The organism is Bacillus sp. MZGC1, assembly GCF_002998605.1.
Classification (GTDB): Bacteria; Bacillota; Bacilli; order Bacillales; family Bacillaceae; genus Bacillus.
This window is the reverse complement of the sequence record NZ_PVRE01000002.1, coordinates 439,819-461,805: the sequence shown is the minus strand read 5'-3', so window position 1 is coordinate 461,805 and position 21,987 is coordinate 439,819. Positions and strand designations below refer to the sequence as shown.

Here is a 21,987-nt window from a genome sequence, read left to right as displayed (position 1 = left end):
TGCGAGGGTTTGTCTACACGCTGACCTGTCCCTAAATGGGACAGGTCTTTTTATTTTACCCATAATTTATATATACTCTGTGTGCCGCTGTTTTCTTCGCCCTGTTCGCTCAGTTTTTCATAAAGTGACTTTGCAAGCGCGAGTCCTGGCATTTCTTCTCCCATCAGTTCTGCTTCCTCAAGTGCAATGCCCATATCCTTGATAAAATGCTTCACGTAGAACCCTGGCTCGAAATCACCTTTCAGCATTCTTGGTGCAAGGTTTGACAAGGACCAGCTTCCTGCCGCGCCCGTTGTAATGCTTTTGAGCACATGCTCTGGATCAAGTCCTGATTTTTCGGCATAGGCCATGGCCTCTGCAACGCCTACCATACCTGCTGCGATCGCAATTTGGTTACACATTTTGGTATGCTGACCGCTTCCTGCAGGTCCTTGATATTGAATGTTTTCGCCCATTTGCTCAAATAAGGGCAGGCACGCTTCATAGGCTGATTTTTCTCCGCCAATCATAATCGCAAGCGTTCCATTTTTTGCCCCTACGTCTCCGCCAGAAACTGGTGCATCTAATGCAAACAACCCTTTTTCTTTTGCTTTCATTTCAATTTCTTTTGCCAGCTGAGGCTTCGATGTAGTCATATCAATCAGATAGGTACCAGGCGCAGCATGTGCCACAAGCCCTTCTTCACCTAAATAGATTTCTTCTACATCTGATGGATATCCTACCATTGTGATGACAGCATCTGCATGTTCTGCAATCTCCTTCACTTCCGGCTTCCATGATGCGCCTTTTTGAATGAGTGCATCTGCTTTCGCTTTTGTTCTTGTATAAACGAGAACTTCATATCCGGCATCCATTAAATGTCCTGCCATACTGCGTCCCATTACACCGATTCCAATAAAACCAACTGTTTTGATTTGTGTCATCACTTGTTCCTCCTTAAAGAGACTTTGTCAGTCCACCATCAATGATGAGTGTTTGACCTGTCATATATGTATTGGCTTCAGATAAAAGAAAAGCTGCATATGCTGCAAATTCCTCTGGCTGTCCGTAACGGCCAAGCGGAATCGCACGTTCAGCCTGTGCTTTGATTTCTTCAACTGTTTGGTGCTCTGCCTGTGCGCGGTGCTTGTCCAGCTGTTTGACGCGGTCTGTTTCAATTTTCCCTGGGGCTAACGTATTGATTAAAATGCCATCCTTTGCAAGCTCCTGAGCGGCTGTTTTTGTCCAGCCGGCAATAGCCGGTCTAAAAGTATTTGACAGCATCAAGCCTGGGATCGGTTCTTTCACTGACATAGACGCAATGTTTAACACGCGTGCGCCGTGTTTTTTCAAATAAGGCAATGCCTCTTTTAATAATCGAATATAACTGAGTAAATGAAGCTGAAATGATTCCATCCAGTCTTCATCTATTAAGGTTTCAAGCGTCCCTGTTTTAGGCCCGCCTGTATTGTTCACAAGAATGTCTAGACACTTCTCATCACCAGCTGCCGCTTGAACTAGCGCCTTGATTTGCTGCGCGTCAGACACATCACATACTTGATAAGTCAGCTTTCCTTTTACAAGCGGAGATAATTCTTTGACTGTTTCTTTCAGCGTGTGCTCATGCCTTCCTGAAAGCATCACATCTGCTCCCTCTTTTGCTAGAGCAAAGGCAATGGCTTTTCCAATACCTTGACTGCTTGCAGCGACCAAGGCTTTTTTTCCAGATAGATTGACATCCATGTCAACACCTCCTCTACTCTTATTTTATCATACAAAAAGAACCTTGCTCACGTCGCAAGGTTCCTTTCCGCTTGATTACAGCTTAAACCGATCAACCGCCTGACGTAATGCCTGGCTTGATTCGTTCAGCATTTCAGTCGAAGTTTTCGTTCTTTCTAAAGCTTGGACTTGTTCATCTGTAGACGCATGCACTTCCTCAGCTGAAGCCGCAGATTCTTCTGAGATCGCAGCAATGCTTTGAATGGAATCATTCATTTTCTGCTGTTCGTCTGTCATTTCATTGATCTGTGTATGAATGCTGTCAATTGAGCCGACAAGTGCCTGCATTTCCATTGTGATGCTGCTCAGTGCCTCGCCTGTTGCATTAATGGCTTCACCTTGTTCCTCATTCATCTTACTTGCTGCCGTCATCGCTTCAGCCGCCTTTTTCGATTCATCTTGAATGAGTTTGACGGTTTCACTAATGTGTTTGGTTGATTGCGCAGATTGTTCAGCAAGCTTTCTGACTTCTTCTGCAACAACAGCAAATCCTCGTCCGCTTTCTCCGGCTCTCGCTGCTTCAATGCTTGCATTCAGTGCAAGTAAATTCGTTTGATCAGAGATTTCAGAGATGGCGGTCACAACGTTTTCAATATTTTTCGTTTTATGTTCAAGGTCAAGCAGCATTTGCTCCACTTTCTTCGATTCCTCGTTCGCTTGTGTTGATTTTTGAACGAGCATACCTAGTGCATCGAGCCCTCTATAGCCTGCATCTTCAGATGATTTTGAGTTGGCTTGCATTTGCGTGGCAAGCTCACCCATATGACGTACTTTTTCATATAAATGCTCTGATTTCTCATTAATCGTTTCTGCTTCTGAAGCCTGCTTAGACGCACCTGTTGCCACCTCTTGAATGGCCGTTGCAATCTGTTCGCTCGACAGTAAGGTTTCATTTGAAATTTGCGTGACTTCATCCGTTGATGTCACTACTTGGTCTGAAGCCCCTTTTACTTTTTCAATTAACTCTCTGATCCCCTCGGTCATTTGATTAAAGCTCTTCGTGAGGAAACCAATCTCATCTTGAGATTTCGTTTCAAGTGAGCTGGTTAAATCACCTTCAGACACCTTACGCACATGCTCGATCAGACGCTTGATTGGCGTTGTGATGCTTCTTGCTAATAAGAAACTGAGAATGATCGCAAGAACAATAGCAATGACTGAAATCATGATGCTTGTCTGATTCATTTGTTCTGTGATCCAAAGCAGTTTCTTTTTCTCAAAGCTGACACCTATTGTCCAATCGGCCTCTTTGATTTTAGATATGACCGTCAGTTCTTTGTTATCATCAAGACCGGAATTGTCGATCGCTTTTTTTACAGAAGCGACTTTTGATATGTTTTTTCCTTGCTCAGTTGGATGTGCCAAAATCGTTCCTTTGCCATCAACTAAAAAAGCGTTTCCCATATAAGGAATCTTTTGTTCCTTTATATACGATTGAATGGAAGACAGCTTCAAATCAAGTCCTGCGACTCCAACAACCTTTCCATTTCGCACAATTGCCTTGGTGGCTGAGACAACCATTTCATTCGTTGCTTTATCAATATACGGATCTGTCCAGATGACTTCATCAGGCTTTTCAGCCGAATTGATAAACCAATCTCGCTTAGTTGGATCATATCCTTCACCAAAATCAGACTCTGGGAAGGCAAACATTTTACCGTCACTTGTTCCTATATAGGCAAGTGAGATGAGTTCATCCTGCTCCTGCAAGACTTTTAGTTCATCGTTTTCAAAGGCTAATGTTTGTTTTGTTTGCTTTTGTGCAAAATCTTCAGTCAGTGTACTTGTTGCCAGTTTGTTAATTGTACCCCCGTAATTATCAAGCTTTTGTGCAATAATATCTCTCATGCTTTCTGCTGTTGCCGCTGTGGTGGTTTTTGCATCCCGTTCAATGAGTGGTGTTAATACTATGTTGGAACCCACTTGAACGGCCACGACGGTTAAAATTAAAATAACTGAGATGAAAACAGCTATTCTCACTTGAAGTTTCTTAAACATCTCATCACCCCTACATCCTACTTTCGCATCTTATTTTGTATATCGGCAAAATTGGTACCGCATTCAATAGTTGTAAGAAAATTTAAATAGAAAAAACAAGCCATAAAGGCTTGCTTTAAGTAAAATATTCAATTTTTGCAGACGGAAAGTACTGATCGATATATGATTCTAACGTCTGTCTTAGTTCTTGTTCCTCATCTTTTTGGTAGATATATTTCCCAATTCCATATCTACCCCATTTGTATCTTCTTTTTTCTTCATCCAATTCTAATTTTGATTTCGGATAGTTTTTTTGGATCACACGCTTCGCTGGTTTTGTAAAACGATGCTGAATCATTTCAAAGGTGATATCGTGCCTGACATCTTCAGTTAGGGCTGCATCGAGCTTTTCAAAAAGAACTTTATATCCTTCCTGCCAGCCTTCGTGAATGTAAATTGGGGCAATAATAAAGCCAAGAGGATAGCCTGCTTTTGCGACCTTGACAGCTGCTTCAATCCGCTGATCTAACGGTGATGTTCCGGGTTCGAAATATTTAATGACATAATCCGCATTGATACTAAAGCGGAATCTTGTTCGGCCATTATGCTTTGCATCAAGTAAATGATCGACATGATGAAATTTGGTGACAAAGCGAAGCTTACCAAGATCAGTCTGGCCGAAGTATTCAATCGCTGCCTTTAGTGTATGTGTCAAATGGTCAATTCCTACAATATCTGAAGTACAAGAAGCTTCAAATCTCGTGATTTCAGGCGCACGCTCGTTCATGTACTGCTCCGCCTGATCTAATATTTCTTCAACATTCACATATGTTCGAATGTACGGCTTACTTCCCATTGTCGTTTGCAGATAGCAATAATGGCAATGCCCCATACATCCTGTCGCAAATGGGATCGCATACTCTGCAGATGGTTTAGACGTATCAAACTTCAACGTTTTCCTCACACCAACGACAAGCGTTGATTTCGCATTACGATACTTTTGCAAGTCATTTTTACCCGGAATATTTCTTACTTGGTTATGTGAAGTCGTTTCTCTTATTTCAATACCCATACCCTCGAACTTTTCCTTCAGCTCTCGTCCTAACGGGTACTCTAACGCCCTTGGTTCAATGTAAACAAGCTGGGGCACAAAAGGTTTGATCATATTTAGCACATCCTTACCTTATAGGTTTTCATACGGTTACTTTAACCGCGCAGGATGGCTTTTATCCTTTCTAAAATCTCCCTTATTCAAACAAATCTTGATAAAGAGCTTCTGCTTCTTCATATGTCGGAAAGACCGCATCATCTGGAGCTAAAGGATGATACGTTTCAAGTAAAAATAGGGCAAGCTCCTCTTCGTTATATGGATGTGAAACAATTTCTGCTTCTTTGATTTGTGCTACGTTTGCAGCATGTGGATTTCGATAAATCACATATACTTGATCACCCGGTTTATAGTCTGAGAAAGGCAATCTGGTCACCTCCATTTTTCTTATAGGATGCCCTTCTCTCTGCCGGATATGACCCAATATGATAAAATTCGACAAAAAAACCAGACAGGGTTACTGTCTGGTTTGAATTCACTTAGTGATGTTGAAACGTTTTCTTCACGAAATCAACCACTTCTTCTGTTGTGCTAAGTGATAAAATATGCTCTTTAAATGATGCAGCTTCTTCCTTAGAAAGCTTGCTTAGCTGTGTTCTTGCTGGAAGAATAGATGTTGCACTCATTGAGAATTCATCTAATCCTAATCCAAGTAGAAGTGGGATTGCGATTTCATCTCCTGCCATCTCGCCGCACATGCCAACCCATTTACCTTCTTTATGCGCTGCTTCAATAACAAGCGTAATCAAACGTAAAATCGCTGGATTGTAAGGCTGGTAAAGATAAGACACTCGTTCGTTCATTCGATCAGCAGCCATTGTGTATTGAATCAAATCATTTGTTCCAATACTGAAGAAATCAACTTCTTTTGCGAATTGGTCTGCGATGACAGCGGTTGATGGAATTTCTACCATTATACCGATTTCAATGGAATCGGATACGTCTGTACCAGCGGCAACCAATGCTTCTTTTTCTTCAAGTAAAATGGCTTTTGCTTCTCTAAATTCTGATAATGTCGCGATCATAGGGAACATGATTTTCAAGTTTCCATATGTACTTGCACGAAGTAAGGCGCGTAGTTGTGTTCTGAAAATCTCCTGTTCTTCGAGGCAAAGGCGGATCGCTCTAAAGCCAAGGAACGGGTTCATTTCTTTTGGAAGCTGCAAGTAAGGGAGTTCTTTATCGCCACCAATATCAAGTGTGCGGACAACAACCGCTTTACCTTCCATCTTCTCTAACACTGTTTTATAAGCATTGAACTGTTCTTCTTCTGTTGGAAGCTGATCTCTGCCCATGTATAAAAATTCTGTACGGTACAATCCGACTGCTTCGCCGCCATTTTCAAGTACACCTTTTACATCTTCAGGTGTTCCGATATTTGCAGCTAGCTCTACGTGAACGCCGTCTTTTGTGACCGTTGGCTGGTCCACCAGTTTCGCCCATTCCGCTTTTTTAGCTAAGTAGTCTTCATGCTTTTTTTGATACGCTTTCACTTCATCTTCAGAAGGCTGAATGATGACGTCTCCGCTAATACCATCGACAATGATCAGATCATTGTTTTTCACCGTTTTTGTTGCTTCTTTTGTTCCAACAACTGCTGGAATCTCCATAGATCTTGCCATGATCGCTGAGTGAGAAGTACGGCCGCCGATATCTGTCGCAAAACCTTTGACGAATTGTCTGTTCAGCTGAGCAGTATCAGAAGGTGTTAAATCTTCAGCGATGATGATGACTTCTTCAGAAATCATGCTTGGATTTGGAATGTCAACGCCTAGCAAATGTCCAGTTACACGTTTTGTTACGTCGCGAATATCCGCTGCACGTTCCTTCATGTATTCATTGTCCATTGCTTCGAACATGGTGACAAACATTGTCGCTGTTTCTTTTAAAGCAAATTCAGCATTTACTTTATCAGAGTTGATTTTATCCTTTACTGGGTTTAGCAGCTCTGGATCACTTAACACAAGAAGGTGTGCAGAAAAGATATCTGCTTTGTCTTGGCCAAGCTCTTTTAGCGCATGTTCTTTAATTGCTTCAAGTTCTTGTTTAGAAACATGAATTGCTTCTTCAAAACGCTTCACTTCTGTCTCTGGATCGTTGATGTCTTTTTGGTGAACTGTTAAATCTGGTTCTTCCAGACGGTATGCTTTTGCAATCGCAACGCCTGCTGAAGCACCGATTCCTTTCAGTTGTTGCATTACTCGCCTAGGCCTTCACTTTTCATTGTGTCTTTAAGCGCAGCAAGTGCATCATTTTCATCAGAACCAGAAGCAGAGATTGTGATTGTAGCACCTTTCGCAATTCCTAGAGACATTACACCCATAATAGATTTCAGGTTCACTGTTTTACCATTATATTCTAAGTTGATATCAGCATCATATTTACTAGCAGTTTGTACAAGAACTGTTGCAGGACGTGCGTGAATTCCAGAATCTGCAGTTACTTTGAATGTTTGTTGAGCCATTTTTATCAATCTCCTTTTTATACAATTAATACATCCACAATATTATATCATACTGCCGAGCTTGTCATCTAACAAGAACGGCAGTTATGAAAATTATTTTGAAATTTTCATGATGTTTTCTTGACCAGCTTTGATTTCACCGGATTCTTGAAGGTCAATAAATTGTCCTTCACCTAAGTTGGTAAATACAATTGGTGTCATCAAAGATGGTACTTCAGACTTAATTTTATCAATATCAACCTCTAAGAGTTTTTGACCGATTTCTACTTGATCTCCCTCTTGTACAAATGCTTCAAATCCTTCTCCTTTAAGGCTGACCGTATCAATACCGAAGTGGATTAAAATTTCAAGTCCACCGTCAGATTGCAGGCCAATTGCGTGTTTCGTTGGGAATACATTTAAGATCTTCCCTTTCACCGGTGAAACCACCGTTCCATCTGTTGGCAAGATGGCGAAACCGTCACCCATCATTTTCCCTGAGAATACTTGATCTGGTACATCTGTAATCGGATGAAGCTCCCCTGTAATTGGTGAAGCAAAGATTTCTTCACCTTGCTCGTTTTGAAGCGGTTTTGCAATGACTTCTTCGACCTGCTGGCTGACTTCTTCTTTTGCAGAAGGGTCTTTCGCTGGACGAGGCGTGCGGCCTGCAATGATGTCCTGCATTTGTGTTTTTAAATTATCAGAGCGTGGTCCAAAGATGGCCTGGATGTTGTTTCCTACTTCGAGAACTCCCGAAGCACCAAGCTTTTTCAAGCGGTCCTTGTCCACTTTCTTCTGATCATTGACAGTGACACGTAAACGCGTAATACAAGCATCAAGGTGTTTAATGTTTTCTTGGTCACCCATTGCTTCAAGAATTTCATAAGGTAAGTCATTACCCTTTTCAGACTTAGCACTATCTGCACCGTCAGCTGCTTCATCCTCGCGGCCTGGCGTTTTCAGATTAAATTTGCGAATGGCGAATCTAAATCCGAAGTAATAAATAGCAGCAAGTACGAGACCAACTGGAATCACAAGCCACCAAGCGGTTCTGTTTGGCAAGATACCGAATAAGAAGAAGTCGATTAATCCCCCTGAGAAGGTCATACCGATTTTCACGTTTAGAATATCCATAATCATAAAGGATAATCCAGCAAATACACAGTGGATTGCAAATAACACTGGTGCAACAAACAAGAATGAGAATTCAAGCGGTTCAGTAATCCCTGTTAGGAAAGAAGTCAGGGCTGCTGATCCCATAATTCCAGCGACAAGCTTTTTATTCTTTGGTTTTGCTTCATGGTAAATCGCAAGTGCTGCTGCTGGCAGACCAAACATCATGAACGGATATTTCCCTGTCATGAATGTACCAGCTGTCAGCTGAACACCATCTTTGATCTGTGCCATGAAGATACGCTGATCACCACGGACAAGCTCACCTGATAAGCTCTTATAACTAAAGAACTCATACCAGAATGGCGAGTAGAAAATATGGTGCAGACCAAACGGAATTAATGAGCGTTCAATCACACCGAATACAAAGGCAGCAAGCGGCTCATTCGCTGCGAGCAGTCCTGTTGAAAACGAGTTCAGTGCACCTTGAATTGGCGGCCAAATGACTAGCATCAAAAGCCCTAAAATAAGTGCTGAAATAGATGTAACGATTGGAACAAAACGTTTACCAGCAAAGAAGCCGAGATATTGCGGGAGCTCAATTTTGTAAAATTTATTATACATATAAGCTGCTAATACCCCGACAATAATCCCGCCGAAGACGCCGGTAGACAAGGTCGGAATGCCGAGCATATTAATATACGCTGGATGGCTTTCCTTAAAGAACTTAGCCAATTTGATGGAATCGGATGGAATCGATCCATTGGCCATTAATACGGCACTCATTGTCACGTTCATGACAAGATAACCGATAATTGCGGCAATCCCTGCCACACCGTCTCCATTAGCAAGACCGATGGCAACCCCTACAGCAAATAAGAGCGGAAGATTCGAGAAGACAATGTTCCCCGCATTTTCCATGACACTTGCAACAAGCTGAATTGTATCATTGCTTAAAAATTGAGCCACATCAATCAGCTGCGGATTTTGCATCGCATTCCCAAGTGCTAGTAAAATACCAGCAGCAGGAAGGATCGCAACTGGAAGCATAAGTGCTCGTCCAATTTTTTGCAACACACCAAAAAGTGATTTAAACACTGGTTGAACCTCCTTTTGTTTTCGCTTACAACATACATGTGGGACGCTCCCTGACGTACATTTCATAATTAACCGTTTACATTTCACCTTCAAACACAAAAAAAGGCATGGTGATATAAGGTTGCGCAAATAACAGGATCTTATCCTGTATTTACCTTAAGTCACTCATGCCTGATCGAATCAGTTACACGTTTCAAGGAAACTATGAAATTTTATTTGTCAATCTGTACAGATGAAGTGTCAGGTAGACAGCCTCCGCATCCTGTACAGGCTTTTTCAATGCATGTTGTAATATTTTGATCATTTTCCAAGCAGTATTGTAGCATAAAGGATATTCATTTTTCAATAGATGAAGCAATTTTTCTGGCTCCTCTAATGATTCTTCCCGTTTAATGCGCTCAATCGAAAATGTAATATGGCGCAATAAGCGTAAATAATGAATACTTTCACGGTCTACTTTCATATGAAATGAATCTTCTATGACTTGGACCATCTGCGTAATAAGCTGCGAATGACGGTTCACCTCAGATAAGGGCCGATTCGTCAAAGCCGAGTGAATATGGAGCGCAATAAAACCAATCTCTCCTTCTGGCAGCTTTGTTTCGACATCTGAACGCTCGTTAATCAGCTCAACGACTTCCTTTGCGACCTCGTATTCTTTTGGATACAGCGATTTAGTCTCAAGCATAAAGGGATTGGTGATATCATATCCTTGCTGCACCCGCTTAAAACTAAAGGCAATATGGTCAGTCAGGGCAATATGAATATGCTCATTCAAACGGTGCCCCATTTTTTCTCGTATATGATAAATGACGTCATTGGCAAGCTCGATCATGTTCTCATCAATGTGGTGAAGCAGCTGTTTATATTCTGTTTGTTCTTTTGTATTTTTAAGGACAAACATTTTTTCAAATGTGTCTTGATCGAGAACATCACCCGATTTTTTCCCGAAGCCGATTCCTTTCCCAATTAGAACCACTTCGCCCCAAGAAGGGTGTCTTGCGATGATGACATTATTATTTAACGCTTTATCAACGGTGAAGGATTCCATGAACATCCCCACCTCCTTCTTATTCAATCCCTCTTATCGTACAAAACAGATGAAACGTGCGTCAACGATTGTTTTTGAAAACGGTAGTTGAACGCTCGATCAGGCGAAATGGCAGCATTCTTTTTTCTGGTGCCTCTCCCTTTACGGCCCGGTCGAACAAGTCAAACGCTTCCTGACCCATACGTTTAAGCGGAATATCAATGCTGGAAATCCCCAAAGCCTCACTCAATTGATCATTTTGAAAGCCGAGTATGGCTGGAGATTCTCCTGCTTTTATATCATGACGCTGCGCCTCTAATAAAAAGCCTGCTGATACGTCGTCATTTGTGATGAATAATGCTGTGGGGCGATTCTTCATCTCCTGCCACTCTGTGAATAATTGTTTTCCATCAAAAAGTGTGAGCTTCCCTTCGATGATCCATTCTTCATCAATCTCCTGCCCGAGCGATTTCATCATATCTTGATAAGCTTGAAGTCGTGACTGGCTGTTTGCGCCTTCTATTCTGGCTAGTACAATCGCGATTCGCTGATGCCCGCATGCTGCTAAATGATGCAGCCCTTCTTTAAATGCTTGATCATGTGCGATCGACACCGTTGAGCAGTCTTCAAAAGGCGCCGGATGGCAAAAAATAATAGGCCCGGATTCCTGCCACCTTAAAATGTCTCGATCACTTAACGCATTTGAGCAAAAGATTAACCCATCCACGCGGCGCTCTTTTAAACTCATCAATGCTTCTTTTTCTTTTAAAGGATCATACCCTGTTTGAAACAAAGCAAAATGCATACCGCACGCCTGTGCTTTCTCGGCAATCCCTGTGACAAGTCTGCTGAAATAAGAATGATCAATCGTTGGAAGAACGATGCCAAGCATATTTGAATAGCCCTTTGCTAAATGTACAGCCTGAATGTTTCTCGTATATTTGAGCTCTTTCATCGCATGTAGCACTCGTTCTCGTTTTTCTTCTTTGACATAAGGATGATCATTCAACACACGTGATACAGTTGTCACAGATACGCCCGCTCTTTTCGCAATCTCCCTTATGTTTGGCATTTTTTCTCCTACTTTCTCTTGATATGGTAAGCGTTTCATACTTTAAGATGTATGTGAGCTGAACAAATCACTGGATGGAAAGGGGAATTCAAGATGGGTATCATCATATGGATTATATTATGTATGACTGTTTTGTTTTCTGCTCGTTTTGCACTACATCCTTTAGGAAAAGAACATAAAATCAAACCGTTTGAATCAATTGATGATTTTTTTGTTGATAAGGATCGAAAAGAGTGACAAAAAATCACGATGACACTTCCAAGACATGGACGTTCATCGTGATTTTTTTATTACTTGATGATCGTCAGCTCTTTCGGATAATTGGTTAAAGTGACTGGACCATCTGCTGTGATCAGTACATCATCTTCAATTCTGACGCCGCCGACTCCTGGGACGTAGATCCCCGGTTCGATCGTATACACCATGCCTTCTTGGAGAAGATCATCATTTGCCTGGCTCATAGAAGGAAACTCATGAACAGACACCCCTAGACCATGCCCAAGGCGGTGAGGGAAATAGTCCCCATATCCAGCTTCTGTGATCAGCCCGCGTGCTTTTAAGTCCAGGTCTCCAATTCTCACGCCCGGCTTACTCATTTCAAGTGCCGCCATTTCTGCGTTCAGGACGGTTTGATAGATGTTCTTTTGCTTATCAGAAGCTTCCTGGTAGATGAATGTTCTTGTAATGTCTGAACAATATCCATCAACAATGACACCAAGGTCAAATAACACAAAGTCGCCTTTTTTTAAGGCTGTCTGCCCTGGATTTCCGTGAGGCTCTCCTGATTTTTCGCCAAAGAGAACCATCGTCGAAAAGGACATGCCTTGAATGCCTTTTTTCTTTAGCTCATATTCAATGACAGCGAGCACTTCTGTTTCGGTGATTCCTTCTTTTAAGGCGTCCACCCCAATTTTTACACCTTCATCTGCCAATTGAGCGGCTTTTTTCAGTGTAGCAATTTCAGATTCATCTTTAATCAGTCTTAGCTGATTGAGCTCTTCTTCTGCCCGGACAAAAGTTTCTGCCCCAGTGGCAGCTTTAAGCTGCTCTGCTCTTTGAAGCGGAATCGACTCTTTTTCAATTGCAAGTTGAGTTGCTCTTACACCGCGTTTTTCTACTGCTGACTGAATGAAATCAAATGGATTCTCATGGTCTTCATAACCAATGATATCGCCTGACCATCCAGCATTTTTCGCCTGCTCGACTTCCATTTTAGGCAAAACAAAAAATGGATCTGCCTCTTGAAACACAAACAGCCCCATTACTCTTTCATGCGGCTCTGTGAAGTATCCAGATAGATAAAACACATTTTCCTTTGTATGTATAAATGCACCTTGAATGTCTTTTTCCTTTAGCCAAGAAGACAAGCTCTTCATTCGGTTCATCGTGATCCTCCTCACACGTTTTTCTACTGATCTATTGTATCAGTTTTTGCTATATTTCGCACAAAAGCGCACTGGCAGAAGCCAAGTGCGCTATGATGATTCGCTTAAGATGCCCGAAGAAGACGCAGTCCATTTAAAATGACCAAAATCGTACTTCCTTCATGCCCGATGACGCCAAAAGGCAAATCAAGCACTTGTAAGAAATTCGCACAAATTAACAAACAAATCACCGTTAATGAGAAAATAATATTTTGCTTAATGATTCGATTCATCTTTCTTGAAAGACGGATCATCTTTGTTAAGTTATTTAAATTGTTCTTCATTAAGATCAGATCTGCTGTTTCTAAGGCCACGTCTGTGCCTCCGCCCATCGCAACCCCTACATCTGCTGTGGCGAGTGCCGGTGCATCATTTATTCCGTCTCCTACCATGATGATGGAATTACCTTGTTTTTTAAGTTGATTGACCTCATGTACCTTTTCATCTGGAAGGCACTCAGCGACAACCGTTTGGATGCCGGCTTCCTGCGCAATGGCTTCAGCCGTTTTTTGCTGATCTCCTGTCAGCATAACGGTTTGGATGCCTAAATCATTCAGCTCTTGAATCATTTTTTTAGCTTCAGGTCTAATTTGATCCTTAAGACCAAGGCAACCAACGACTTCTTGATCCTTTTGAACATACACCACTGTGTATCCTTTTTCAGAAAGATAATCTTCCTTCTCTTCGATCTCGCGGTCCATTGAAGCCTTGCCGGCAAAGTCTTTCTTCCCAATCCGCCACGTTTCTCCATTCAATTGTGCCTTTACACCAAAACCAGAGGTTTCTTCAATGGTGACATGAGCTGATCTTTCTATGTGGTGCTCTTTTGCCATATCAGAGATCGCTTTCGCTAACGGGTGGTTTGATTGACTTTCAATTTGATAAAGCGCCTGATAAAAAGCAGCTTCCTCTTGTCCTTTAGCTATCACAACTTGATCTACAGCCGGCTTTCCGCTTGTAATCGTCCCCGTTTTATCAAAAGCTATCATGCTGCTTGTGCCTAGCTTTTCTAAAAAGACGCTTCCTTTGACAAGCATTCCGTTTCTTGCGCCGTTTGAAATCAGTGACAAAGCAGCTGGCATAATGGATGCAACAAGCGCACAAGGTGATGCAACAACCATAAATACCATGGCCCGGTAGAAGGTTTCACTCATGCTCCAGCCTAGTACAAAATGAGGCAGAACCATTAAAATCGCGACGGTGATCAGTACACCTTTTACATACGCACCTTCGAATTTTTCAATAAATGCCTGGCTTGGCGACACACTTTCTTGAGCCGATTCGACAAGCTTAATAATTTTATGGAAAAGCGTTTCTTCATTATGTTTGGTGACTTCTACCGTTAAGGAACCATTTAAGTTCACTGTTCCTGCAAACACGTCTTCGCCCTGCCCTTTTTCTTGTGGTACAGACTCGCCAGTGAGCGCAGATTCATCTACACTTGTTCTCCCGCTTAAAATCACACCATCTGCTGCAATACGTTCCCCAGCTTTGATCATGATACGGTCACCTGGTGTTAAAGATGAAGCAGAGATTTGAATGGTCGTGCCATCTTCTTCAATTAAAGTCGCTTCATCTGGTGCGATGCTCATTAAAGCTGTTAAATCCTTCTTGCTTTTATTTGACGTATACGTTTCAAGCGCACCACTTAGTGAGAAAATAAAAATTAAGATAGCGCCCTCTGCCCAATATCCAATGATAGCTGAGCCTATGGCTGCGAAAATCATTAAAAGTTCAACATTCAAGCTTTTAGACGAAATGGTTTCTTCAATTCCTTCCTTCGCCTTTGCAAAACCTCCAATTATAAACGCAAGGATAAATAAAGGAATACTCCACATGCTCTCATCCTTTAGAATCCATCCAATCAAAATGAGAATCCCCGAGATACCTGCTGCTATTAATTCTCCGTGCTGTGCCCATTGATGAAGGGACCATTTCGATTCCTTTTGATTTGTTGTTTGATAAAGTGCTGTATTCTCATTCATGATTGTTTTCTCCTCTCTAATTGATAATGGTTTTCACATCATCAATCGTTGCCCGTTTCCTTTTTTCATCTATATTTTCTGCTATTTCAAGCTTTTTATAGGTCTGTCATTCATTATAACAGGTTCTGATCAATTTTCAATTAATAATTATTATAATTTCTTTTTGATAATAATTATCATTATTGATGTGGACCATTCCGTCTCTTCTGAGCACAGTTTATTCAGATGAAAAGCAATTGAACACAAAAAAGAACCAAAGGAATGAGCCTTGGTTCTTAACAATAAGGTTTCGTTCTAAAAATCCGTCCACTCTTTGATTTGTTTTTTCGTCAGTGGACCTACATGATTTTTCACTATTTCCCCTTTTTCATTTATCAAAAAGGTGGTTGGAATGGTGATGATTTGGTATTTCTTCATCATTTCTCCGTGCTCATCTAGAATGACCGGGAATGTAAACTTTCTGTCTTTCACAAATTGGGCAACCGCATGTTTACTTTGTTCAGCCCCTAGTAAATTCACGGTTAAGATATCAACATCACTCTGATTTTCTTTCACGATTTGGTCAAATACGGGCAGCTCCATTTTACAGGACGGGCACCATGTTGTCCAAAAATGCAGGATGGTCTTTTTTCCTTTCGGCGGAATCATCTGCGTATCACCAGTTAATGTAGAAGCCTCTATCCTTGGCGCCATAACGGATTCTTTTGCTTCAGCATCGTTGCCTATGAGTAATAGAAGCAGGGTCATCATGAGAAGCCTGGCGGGTAGACATTTACGATTCATCAGGATCTTCCTTCCCAGTTTTCTTATAGCTTGCCCTCTCGATCACAATGACATTCAAGCTTTTTTCATTCTAAGAAACATGGAAACGCCGAGCTCCTTACATATTGTCGCATAATGCAGTGCAGTCAGCAGCAGCATCCCCGTATTCATCCCTAATATAACCCCCATCATATTTAAGCTTTCAATTGAACCAAGAAAATAGACCATAGAAAACGAGACGACATGCACCCATATATTATGTAGGAACACATCTTTAATGAGCCCCATACCGATTAAACACGCTTGAAATGGCATCACAAACAGATGGCATAAAAAGTACGGCCAAAGCAGCTGTAAATAGACAGCAGCTTGCGGTGAATCAAAAAAGAGATGTGTGAGCGGATAAGCAAAATAATACATCACCATCACTGCCGGCACCCCGTACCCAAACGTAATGAGTATTGCCTGCCTGACACGTTTTTTCACAAGATCATACTGACCTAATGCATAGGCTTCAGATACATTGGGAATCATCACAATCATGATGGAATGGGCGATAAACGCTGGGAAAAAACCAATCGACATCGCGACACCAGCCAGCATGCCGTAATGATCAACAGCAAGTGTGCCAGAGATGCCTGCTGCAATAAGCGCTCCTTTGATTAAAAACGGTTCAACCGCATTGGCGATCGCATGAAAAATCCGCATGCCCGTTGTCGGAATGGAGACGGCTAAGAGGCGCTTTCTCACGTCAATCCCTCTTAATTCAACAGACCTGACATTGACAGCATTTTTCGCCATGACGTATTGGGAGTATAAATAAATAAAGACGACGAGATCACTCGCGACAATGACACCGATGGCAATGAGTACCGCTGTTTCAATATCAAACGAATACCAATGAAAAAACAAAAACAAGCAGATAAGCTGGATCGTTTTCTTCAGCATATTGGCGAGAGCGATCCTGCCCATTTGCTGCTTTCCCATAAAATAGCCGCGTGCGATAGAGGTAAACGCAATAATCGGAATAAGAGACAGCACCAGCCCTTTCATGAGCGGATGATATGACTGAAATACAGGAATGAACGGCAGTACAATCGCTGCGATCCCCGTTGTTGTACATGTCACCACAAGCGTCATTTTAAACGCATGGCGGAGCATACTTTTGTGGAGCCGCTCATGCGATTCTGCAATGAATTTAGAAATGGAGACTGGCAGCTCTAAGCTGGCGATCACAAGGACAAGCATGATGATTGGAAGGATACTCATATATAGACCCATTCCATGTTCTCCAAGCTCTCTCGCTAAAATCATATTGACTAAAAACTCTATACACTCCGCAATGAAAGCTGCGACAGATAGCAGAATGACCCCTTTTACAAATCGATTCATGTAGCCTCCCCTTTGTCTAAAAGCAAATTCTTTTCACATTCTATGAGACAAGTCCTGAAAATATTTTGATAATTGAAGACAAAAAAAGAGCGATCTGATTGATCGCTTCTTTTCTTTATACGGCAAATACGTGACGACCGATACGTTCTACAATTTTGCGGGAACGAATCCAGTTATCTGTTGCCGTTTTGGGATTATAAAAATAGATGGCCTTTGTTGTTCTGTCATGTTCTTTCACTACCTGTTTCACAGCTTTAACAGAATCTTGATCTGCTTTATCATGAATACTTCCATTCGATACTGGCTGGAAAGCATTTCGCTGATAAATAACACCTTTGACACTGTCAGGAAACGAGCGATGCTCCACCCTGTTTAAGACGACGCTTGCCACAGCTTTTTTACCTGCGTAAGATTCACCTTTCGCTTCAGCGTGTACCAATCGTGAGAGTAGCTCCATTTCTTCATTAGAATAGCGTTTGGCGCTTTCCTCATTCGTCGTTTCTGATTTTACTCTTTTCTTTTGCTTCGTTTTTGAAGACTTTTCTTCTGTAGACGTACTAAGCATTTTGACTTTCGGCTGACGCTTCTCCTCTGAAAATGCTGGGATGACTTGATCGTGATCATCTTGATCTATATATGAAAGCTCATGCTTAACAGGTGCTTGTGAAAGTTCGTGACTTAATGTGCCTTGCTGCTCTTGTAGGTTGTCCATCTTCATGGCTGCGACCAGCATAAGGATGACAAAAAGAGCTGTATGAATTTTCATCATTCGCCTCATTCCTCCTTTAATCAAAATAGGCGGTAAGATACTTGTCCACTCTAACAAGAGCTCCTTCTATTTTCACGCACAAAGATTTGCATGCCTGTCCAAATTCCGTCATTAAATGGAATTTATTAGTTTGATCGCTTATAAACTGGCATTGTTAGCGCTTAAAAAGGTCCTGTTTCCGCCTATAATCATCCTTATGCACCTGATTATGGGTTATTACATTTTCTTTTCAGATGTATCAAGCTCGTTTGAAGTGTGACAAAAGAACTAAAATAAAAAAGCTTTCTCTCATTCATGAGAAAAAGCTTTAGCTTCTTGCTTCTGTAAGATATTCAAAAATAACATCTCCACCATGTTTCGCAATCCCGCGAAAATGCTTAAAATCATCTTGATTCACCAAGACCGAACGAAACGTTAAAAAATCATCTTTTTGGATGGTCACTTGCTTTTCCGTCCCATTCCGTAACGATTCAAGGATTGTGAGGATTTGTTCTTCAGTCAAAAAAACCGCTCCTTTACAGCCATCATCAAATATTAAATATACCATCCGTTAGGAAAGCATACAACGAAAACGAAACAAAAACGTCTTTATCCTTTACATTGGTATGAAAATATTGCAAAATACTTTTTAATAGGGAATGAAATCTGTTTTTAAAGGAGAGGGATCGGTTGAAGATTGCAAAAATTGGAAATGTGATCGAATTTAGAAATGGTTTAACAGGTGTAGTTGAAAAAGTGAATGAAAACTCTGTCATTGTGGATGTCACCATTATGGACAACTATAGAGATTTAGAACTGGATTCACTAACAGTCGTTAATCATAAAAACTATAAAATCATCAAAGACTCCGTACATTAATTTGCAATCCTCAATTCAGACTATCGTTACATACGTAAATACGAAGCAAAGCTGCTCTCGTTTGACAGTTTAGCTCTCTTTGACAATCACATATGAAAAAGACTGACACTATATGAAGCGGTGTCAGTCTTTTTGCGTATGAAAGGTTTGCATTTCCGCTTTCGTCTTGTACATGTCAACTTCCTCGGGGGTGATAACGCCTTTATCAATCAAAAGTGCAATCACTCCAAGCAATGTGGAGGCACTCCATTTATATCGTTCTTTGTTTTGATGTTCGAGCATTTGAAGCTCTTCTCTTAGCTCCATCAGCAGCTTCTCTGTCTTTTCTTCTTTGTTTGCCAACTCAAACGCCTCCGTTTTCCGTTCATTGCCCCCTATTTTATCTCAAAGCAAATAGGATAAGCAAAAAAACACGATTTACCTTTACAAACATACGTTCTGTCATATATAATATGTTTACGAGCTGGTAGCCCCCAGCCGTCCTAGCAAGTTCTATTCCCATTTGTATGAGAAGAGCGACATGACTCTTCTCTTTTTTTATAAGTTCAGCCTGATTGATTCATTTTAACCCCGTAAAAAAAGACATGTCATCAGGCATGTCTTTTCCTATTGATTAGCGATTATCAATCGTTTCTGGATACATATCATGGTTCATCATACGATATGATGCCATTTCTTCATATTTGGTACCAGGTTTTCCGTAGTTCGTATACGGGTCAATTGAAATACCGCCTCTTGGTGTAAATTTGCCCCACACTTCAATGTATCTTGGGTCCATCAATTCAATGAGATCGTTCATAATAATGTTCATACAATCCTCATGAAAGTCACCATGGTTACGGAAGCTGAACAAATATAATTTTAGTGATTTACTTTCGACCATGATTTCATTTGGGATATAGCTGATATAGACTGTCGCAAAATCCGGCTGACCTGTTTGCGGACAAAGTGACGTAAATTCTGGGCAGTTGAATTTCACAAAATAATCTCTATTTGTATGTTTATTCGGAAACGTTTCAAGCACTTGTGGTGCATAATCAAACAAATAATTGGTCCCTTGATTTCCTAGTAAAGTGACACCTTCTAATTCTTCTGGTTTTCTTGTCGTCATGTCTTCTCTTCCTTTCTATACGCCTCGTTTATTTCCCCACAATAATGTGTGCAGCTGCGGCAGCACTCTTACGCGATTTAAGTCTGGATCTAGCGCTACTTGATCGACAAGCGCTTCATATCTCTTTAATAAATGCGTCAATAAGTACGCATCATCACCTGTTGTCGTGTCATCATTTCCTACCTGCAGATAAAAAGGAAGCTCTGGATATTTCGCATGAACATCCTTTGCATAGGCTAGATCATGATCGTCAAAGATCACGACCTTCAGGCTTGCATGCTGCAATCTATTTCCGCTTTTCAGCTCATCTATGATTCGTGTTAGTTTCGTAAAATCTGTTTTCATATTTGAGCTTGGCGGCTTCGGAGAAATGGTTAAATCATCGATTTTCAAAAACCAGTCCTGATACATCGTCCCTTGTGTTTCAAGCGCTGTATCAATTCCTTCTTCGTGCAGCAAATCAATAAGTGATTCCATTTGTTTTAAAAGCGCAGGGTTCCCCCCTGAAATGGTGACATGAGAAAAAGCCTGTCCGCCTATTCTTTTTAAATCTTTGACAATGTCTTCTGCGTGAAGCCACTGAATGTCATGCTTCGCTGAGCCATCCCATGTAAAGGCGGAATCACACCAGCTGCAAGAGTAGTCACAGCCAGCTGTTCTGACAAACATGGTTTTTTGTCCAATGACCATCCCTTCTCCTTGAATGGTCGGACCAAAGATTTCTAATACAGGAATCGCTTTAGCCATTGTTTTCAACTCGTTTCGGCCGGTAAATGCAGTAGCTTGTTGGAGTCTCCCTCACAAAGACCTGAACACATACCGGTTTGTTCGCTAAAGTCGATAAATACGCTGCTACTTTGTCATGGACTGTCTTTGCCACAACCTCTGTAGTAGGCATCGCGTATGGATCGGTTGACGAGAACTCTTCATGATCATTAAGCAGTGTGTGATCATACTGACCATGAATGAGCTTCTTCAATGTACTGAAATTGACAAGGAAACCCGATTCATCTAGCTCGTCTCCCGCAATGGTTATATTGATGGTGTACGTATGACCATGTACGCGGCTACAAGCACCTGCATCTTCTCTTGGGATGAAATGGGCAGCCGATACATGCATATCTTTGTTCAATTCAAATGAGTATGGATGATTCGTTTGTGGATAGATTTGAGAAAGCACTTATTTTGCCTCCTTCATTTCCATATAAGTGTCATAGCCATTTTTCCGAAGCTTACACGCAGGACATTCCCCGCAGCCATCAGAAATGATGCCATTATAGCAAGTGAGCGTTTCATTTTTTACAAAATCCAGCGCATTCAGCTCATCCGCAAGCTTCCATGTTTCTGCTTTATTGAGCCACATGAGTGGTGTATGGATCACAAATGGTTTTTCCATCGCCAAATTCACTGTGACATTACAAGACTTTACAAACTCGTCACGGCAATCTGGATAGCCGCTAAAGTCTGTTTCACATACACCGGTGATAATATGTCTTGCTCCGATTTGATACGCAAGAATAGAAGCGAAGGATAAGAACACTAAGTTTCGTCCTGGTACAAATGTGGAAGGCAGCTCTCCTTCTTTTTCCTCAATGTCAATGTCATCTCTTGTTAAAGCATTTGGTGCCAGCTGATTCAAAAGAGACATATCTAATAGATGATTCTTCACACCTAACTTGTCAGCAATTCTTTTGGCGACATCAATTTCTTCTTGATGACGCTGATTATAATGAAAGGTCACGGTTTCTACCTCTTCGAATTGTTGAAGTGCCCATAATAAACATGTCGTACTGTCTTGTCCCCCGCTAAAGACAACGACTGCTTTTTCATTTTTCATTTTCTGTTCTCCTCCTTTTGCAGATCTATACAATCGTACAAAGCTGCATCTGAAAGGCTCTTGAAAACCCCTATTTTCTCAAAAGAAAAGACACCTTTACAAGTGTATGAGGTGTCCCAGCCATAAAAAATAAAAAATGCCACATCCAAGGATACGGCAAGTCCTTAGTTTTTTATAGAGGGTTTTGCTAGAACCTCTCCCGTTTTACACGGATTTTTGTTCAATTTTCACAGAGGATAGTGTA

The 21,987-nt window shown here is 41.3% G+C and carries 23 protein-coding genes, 1 pseudogene and 1 riboswitch; of the genes and pseudogenes, 2 read left to right on the top strand and 22 right to left on the bottom strand.

What is annotated here, in order from left to right; translation table 11 throughout:
- Positions 1-50: 50 nt before the first annotated feature.
- From C6Y06_RS07535 to C6Y06_RS07490, 11 genes and pseudogenes are all read right to left on the bottom strand, one after another.
- Positions 51-923 (bottom strand): NAD(P)-dependent oxidoreductase, encoded by an 873-nt coding sequence (locus tag C6Y06_RS07535; protein ID WP_034662811.1) that lies wholly within the window; start codon positions 921-923, stop codon positions 51-53.
- A 13-nt stretch (positions 924-936) separates the two neighbouring features.
- A complete protein-coding gene (locus C6Y06_RS07530; RefSeq protein WP_034662815.1) occupies positions 937-1,722 on the bottom strand; it encodes an SDR family oxidoreductase in 786 nt (261 codons plus the stop codon).
- Between the two features lie 75 nt (positions 1,723-1,797).
- On the bottom strand, positions 1,798-2,745 hold the full coding sequence (locus C6Y06_RS20625; protein ID WP_370876305.1) for a methyl-accepting chemotaxis protein: 948 nt from the start codon (positions 2,743-2,745) through the stop codon (positions 1,798-1,800).
- Positions 2,737-3,759 (bottom strand): annotated as a pseudogene (locus C6Y06_RS20620) (cache domain-containing protein); the annotation flags it as partial. The gene C6Y06_RS20625 and the pseudogene C6Y06_RS20620, both read right to left, overlap by 9 nt.
- Before the next feature lie 115 nt (positions 3,760-3,874).
- Entirely contained in the window at positions 3,875-4,903 is a 1,029-nt protein-coding gene (gene splB / locus C6Y06_RS07520; RefSeq protein WP_034662821.1) for a spore photoproduct lyase, read from the bottom strand.
- A gap of 82 nt (positions 4,904-4,985) precedes the next feature.
- Complete coding sequence (locus C6Y06_RS07515) at positions 4,986-5,228, bottom strand: transcriptional regulator SplA domain-containing protein (protein WP_044331928.1); 243 nt, start codon at positions 5,226-5,228, stop codon at positions 4,986-4,988.
- Positions 5,229-5,325: 97 nt separating this feature from the next.
- The gene (gene ptsP, locus C6Y06_RS07510) at positions 5,326-7,044 is read right to left on the bottom strand and encodes a phosphoenolpyruvate--protein phosphotransferase (RefSeq protein ID WP_034662824.1); all 1,719 of its coding nucleotides are present in this window, start codon (positions 7,042-7,044) and stop codon (positions 5,326-5,328) included.
- On the bottom strand, positions 7,044-7,310 hold the full coding sequence (locus C6Y06_RS07505) for a phosphocarrier protein HPr (RefSeq protein ID WP_003211078.1): 267 nt from the start codon (positions 7,308-7,310) through the stop codon (positions 7,044-7,046). The genes ptsP and C6Y06_RS07505 overlap by 1 nt, the downstream gene beginning before the upstream one ends.
- Before the next feature lie 93 nt (positions 7,311-7,403).
- Positions 7,404-9,503, bottom strand: a complete 2,100-nt coding sequence (gene ptsG, locus C6Y06_RS07500; protein ID WP_034662827.1) for a glucose-specific PTS transporter subunit IIBC — start codon at positions 9,501-9,503, stop codon at positions 7,404-7,406.
- A 202-nt stretch (positions 9,504-9,705) separates the two neighbouring features.
- On the bottom strand, positions 9,706-10,560 hold the full coding sequence (gene glcT, locus C6Y06_RS07495; RefSeq protein ID WP_034662832.1) for a glucose PTS transporter transcription antiterminator GlcT: 855 nt from the start codon (positions 10,558-10,560) through the stop codon (positions 9,706-9,708).
- Positions 10,561-10,615: 55 nt separating this feature from the next.
- Positions 10,616-11,605, bottom strand: coding sequence for a LacI family DNA-binding transcriptional regulator (locus C6Y06_RS07490; RefSeq protein ID WP_034662836.1), 990 nt, complete (start codon positions 11,603-11,605; stop codon positions 10,616-10,618).
- A 93-nt stretch (positions 11,606-11,698) separates the two neighbouring features.
- Here C6Y06_RS07490 and C6Y06_RS20060 point away from each other — a divergent pair, with 93 nt between their 5' ends.
- On the top strand, positions 11,699-11,842 hold the full coding sequence (locus C6Y06_RS20060; RefSeq protein ID WP_162839370.1) for a hypothetical protein: 144 nt from the start codon (positions 11,699-11,701) through the stop codon (positions 11,840-11,842).
- A 53-nt stretch (positions 11,843-11,895) separates the two neighbouring features.
- On the opposite strand, the gene C6Y06_RS07485 is transcribed toward C6Y06_RS20060, so the two are convergent.
- The 6 genes from C6Y06_RS07485 to C6Y06_RS07460 all read right to left on the bottom strand — a co-directional run bounded on the left by C6Y06_RS07485 (position 11,896) and on the right by C6Y06_RS07460 (position 18,439).
- On the bottom strand, positions 11,896-12,990 hold the full coding sequence (locus C6Y06_RS07485) for a M24 family metallopeptidase (protein WP_106036742.1): 1,095 nt from the start codon (positions 12,988-12,990) through the stop codon (positions 11,896-11,898).
- Positions 12,991-13,094: 104 nt separating this feature from the next.
- Positions 13,095-15,014, bottom strand: coding sequence for a heavy metal translocating P-type ATPase (locus C6Y06_RS07480; RefSeq protein WP_034662843.1), 1,920 nt, complete (start codon positions 15,012-15,014; stop codon positions 13,095-13,097).
- Positions 15,015-15,308: 294 nt separating this feature from the next.
- Entirely contained in the window at positions 15,309-15,797 is a 489-nt protein-coding gene (stoA, locus tag C6Y06_RS07475) for an endospore biogenesis thiol-disulfide oxidoreductase StoA (protein ID WP_060596125.1), read from the bottom strand.
- 54 nt (positions 15,798-15,851) lie between these two features.
- A complete protein-coding gene (locus tag C6Y06_RS07470) occupies positions 15,852-17,168 on the bottom strand; it encodes a polysaccharide biosynthesis protein (protein WP_034662848.1) in 1,317 nt (438 codons plus the stop codon).
- A 115-nt stretch (positions 17,169-17,283) separates the two neighbouring features.
- The gene (locus C6Y06_RS07465) at positions 17,284-17,937 is read right to left on the bottom strand and encodes a cell wall hydrolase (protein WP_095285075.1); all 654 of its coding nucleotides are present in this window, start codon (positions 17,935-17,937) and stop codon (positions 17,284-17,286) included.
- A 307-nt stretch (positions 17,938-18,244) separates the two neighbouring features.
- Positions 18,245-18,439 (bottom strand): hypothetical protein, encoded by a 195-nt coding sequence (locus C6Y06_RS07460; RefSeq protein ID WP_024424688.1) that lies wholly within the window; start codon positions 18,437-18,439, stop codon positions 18,245-18,247.
- A 167-nt stretch (positions 18,440-18,606) separates the two neighbouring features.
- Between C6Y06_RS07460 and C6Y06_RS07455 the strand changes: the two genes are divergently transcribed.
- Complete coding sequence (locus C6Y06_RS07455) at positions 18,607-18,795, top strand: YkvS family protein (RefSeq protein WP_003211747.1); 189 nt, start codon at positions 18,607-18,609, stop codon at positions 18,793-18,795.
- A gap of 123 nt (positions 18,796-18,918) precedes the next feature.
- Here the strand turns inward: C6Y06_RS07455 and C6Y06_RS07450 are convergent, their stop codons facing one another.
- The 5 genes from C6Y06_RS07450 to queC form a co-directional block, all read right to left on the bottom strand.
- Positions 18,919-19,137 carry a hypothetical protein gene (locus C6Y06_RS07450; RefSeq protein WP_034662856.1) on the bottom strand — a complete coding sequence of 73 codons (219 nt, stop codon included), beginning with the start codon at positions 19,135-19,137 and terminating at the stop codon, positions 18,919-18,921.
- Positions 19,138-19,408: 271 nt separating this feature from the next.
- The gene (queF, locus tag C6Y06_RS07440) at positions 19,409-19,906 is read right to left on the bottom strand and encodes a preQ(1) synthase (protein WP_003211403.1); all 498 of its coding nucleotides are present in this window, start codon (positions 19,904-19,906) and stop codon (positions 19,409-19,411) included.
- A 15-nt stretch (positions 19,907-19,921) separates the two neighbouring features.
- On the bottom strand, positions 19,922-20,653 hold the full coding sequence (gene queE / locus C6Y06_RS07435) for a 7-carboxy-7-deazaguanine synthase QueE (protein ID WP_106036741.1): 732 nt from the start codon (positions 20,651-20,653) through the stop codon (positions 19,922-19,924).
- Positions 20,646-21,086 carry a 6-carboxytetrahydropterin synthase QueD gene (gene queD, locus C6Y06_RS07430; protein ID WP_060596123.1) on the bottom strand — a complete coding sequence of 147 codons (441 nt, stop codon included), beginning with the start codon at positions 21,084-21,086 and terminating at the stop codon, positions 20,646-20,648. The genes queE and queD overlap by 8 nt, the downstream gene beginning before the upstream one ends.
- Complete coding sequence (queC, locus tag C6Y06_RS07425; RefSeq protein ID WP_024424683.1) at positions 21,087-21,743, bottom strand: 7-cyano-7-deazaguanine synthase QueC; 657 nt, start codon at positions 21,741-21,743, stop codon at positions 21,087-21,089. It abuts the gene before it with no gap.
- 158 nt (positions 21,744-21,901) lie between these two features.
- A riboswitch (PreQ1 riboswitch) is annotated at positions 21,902-21,946 on the bottom strand.
- Positions 21,947-21,987 lie beyond the last annotated feature (41 nt).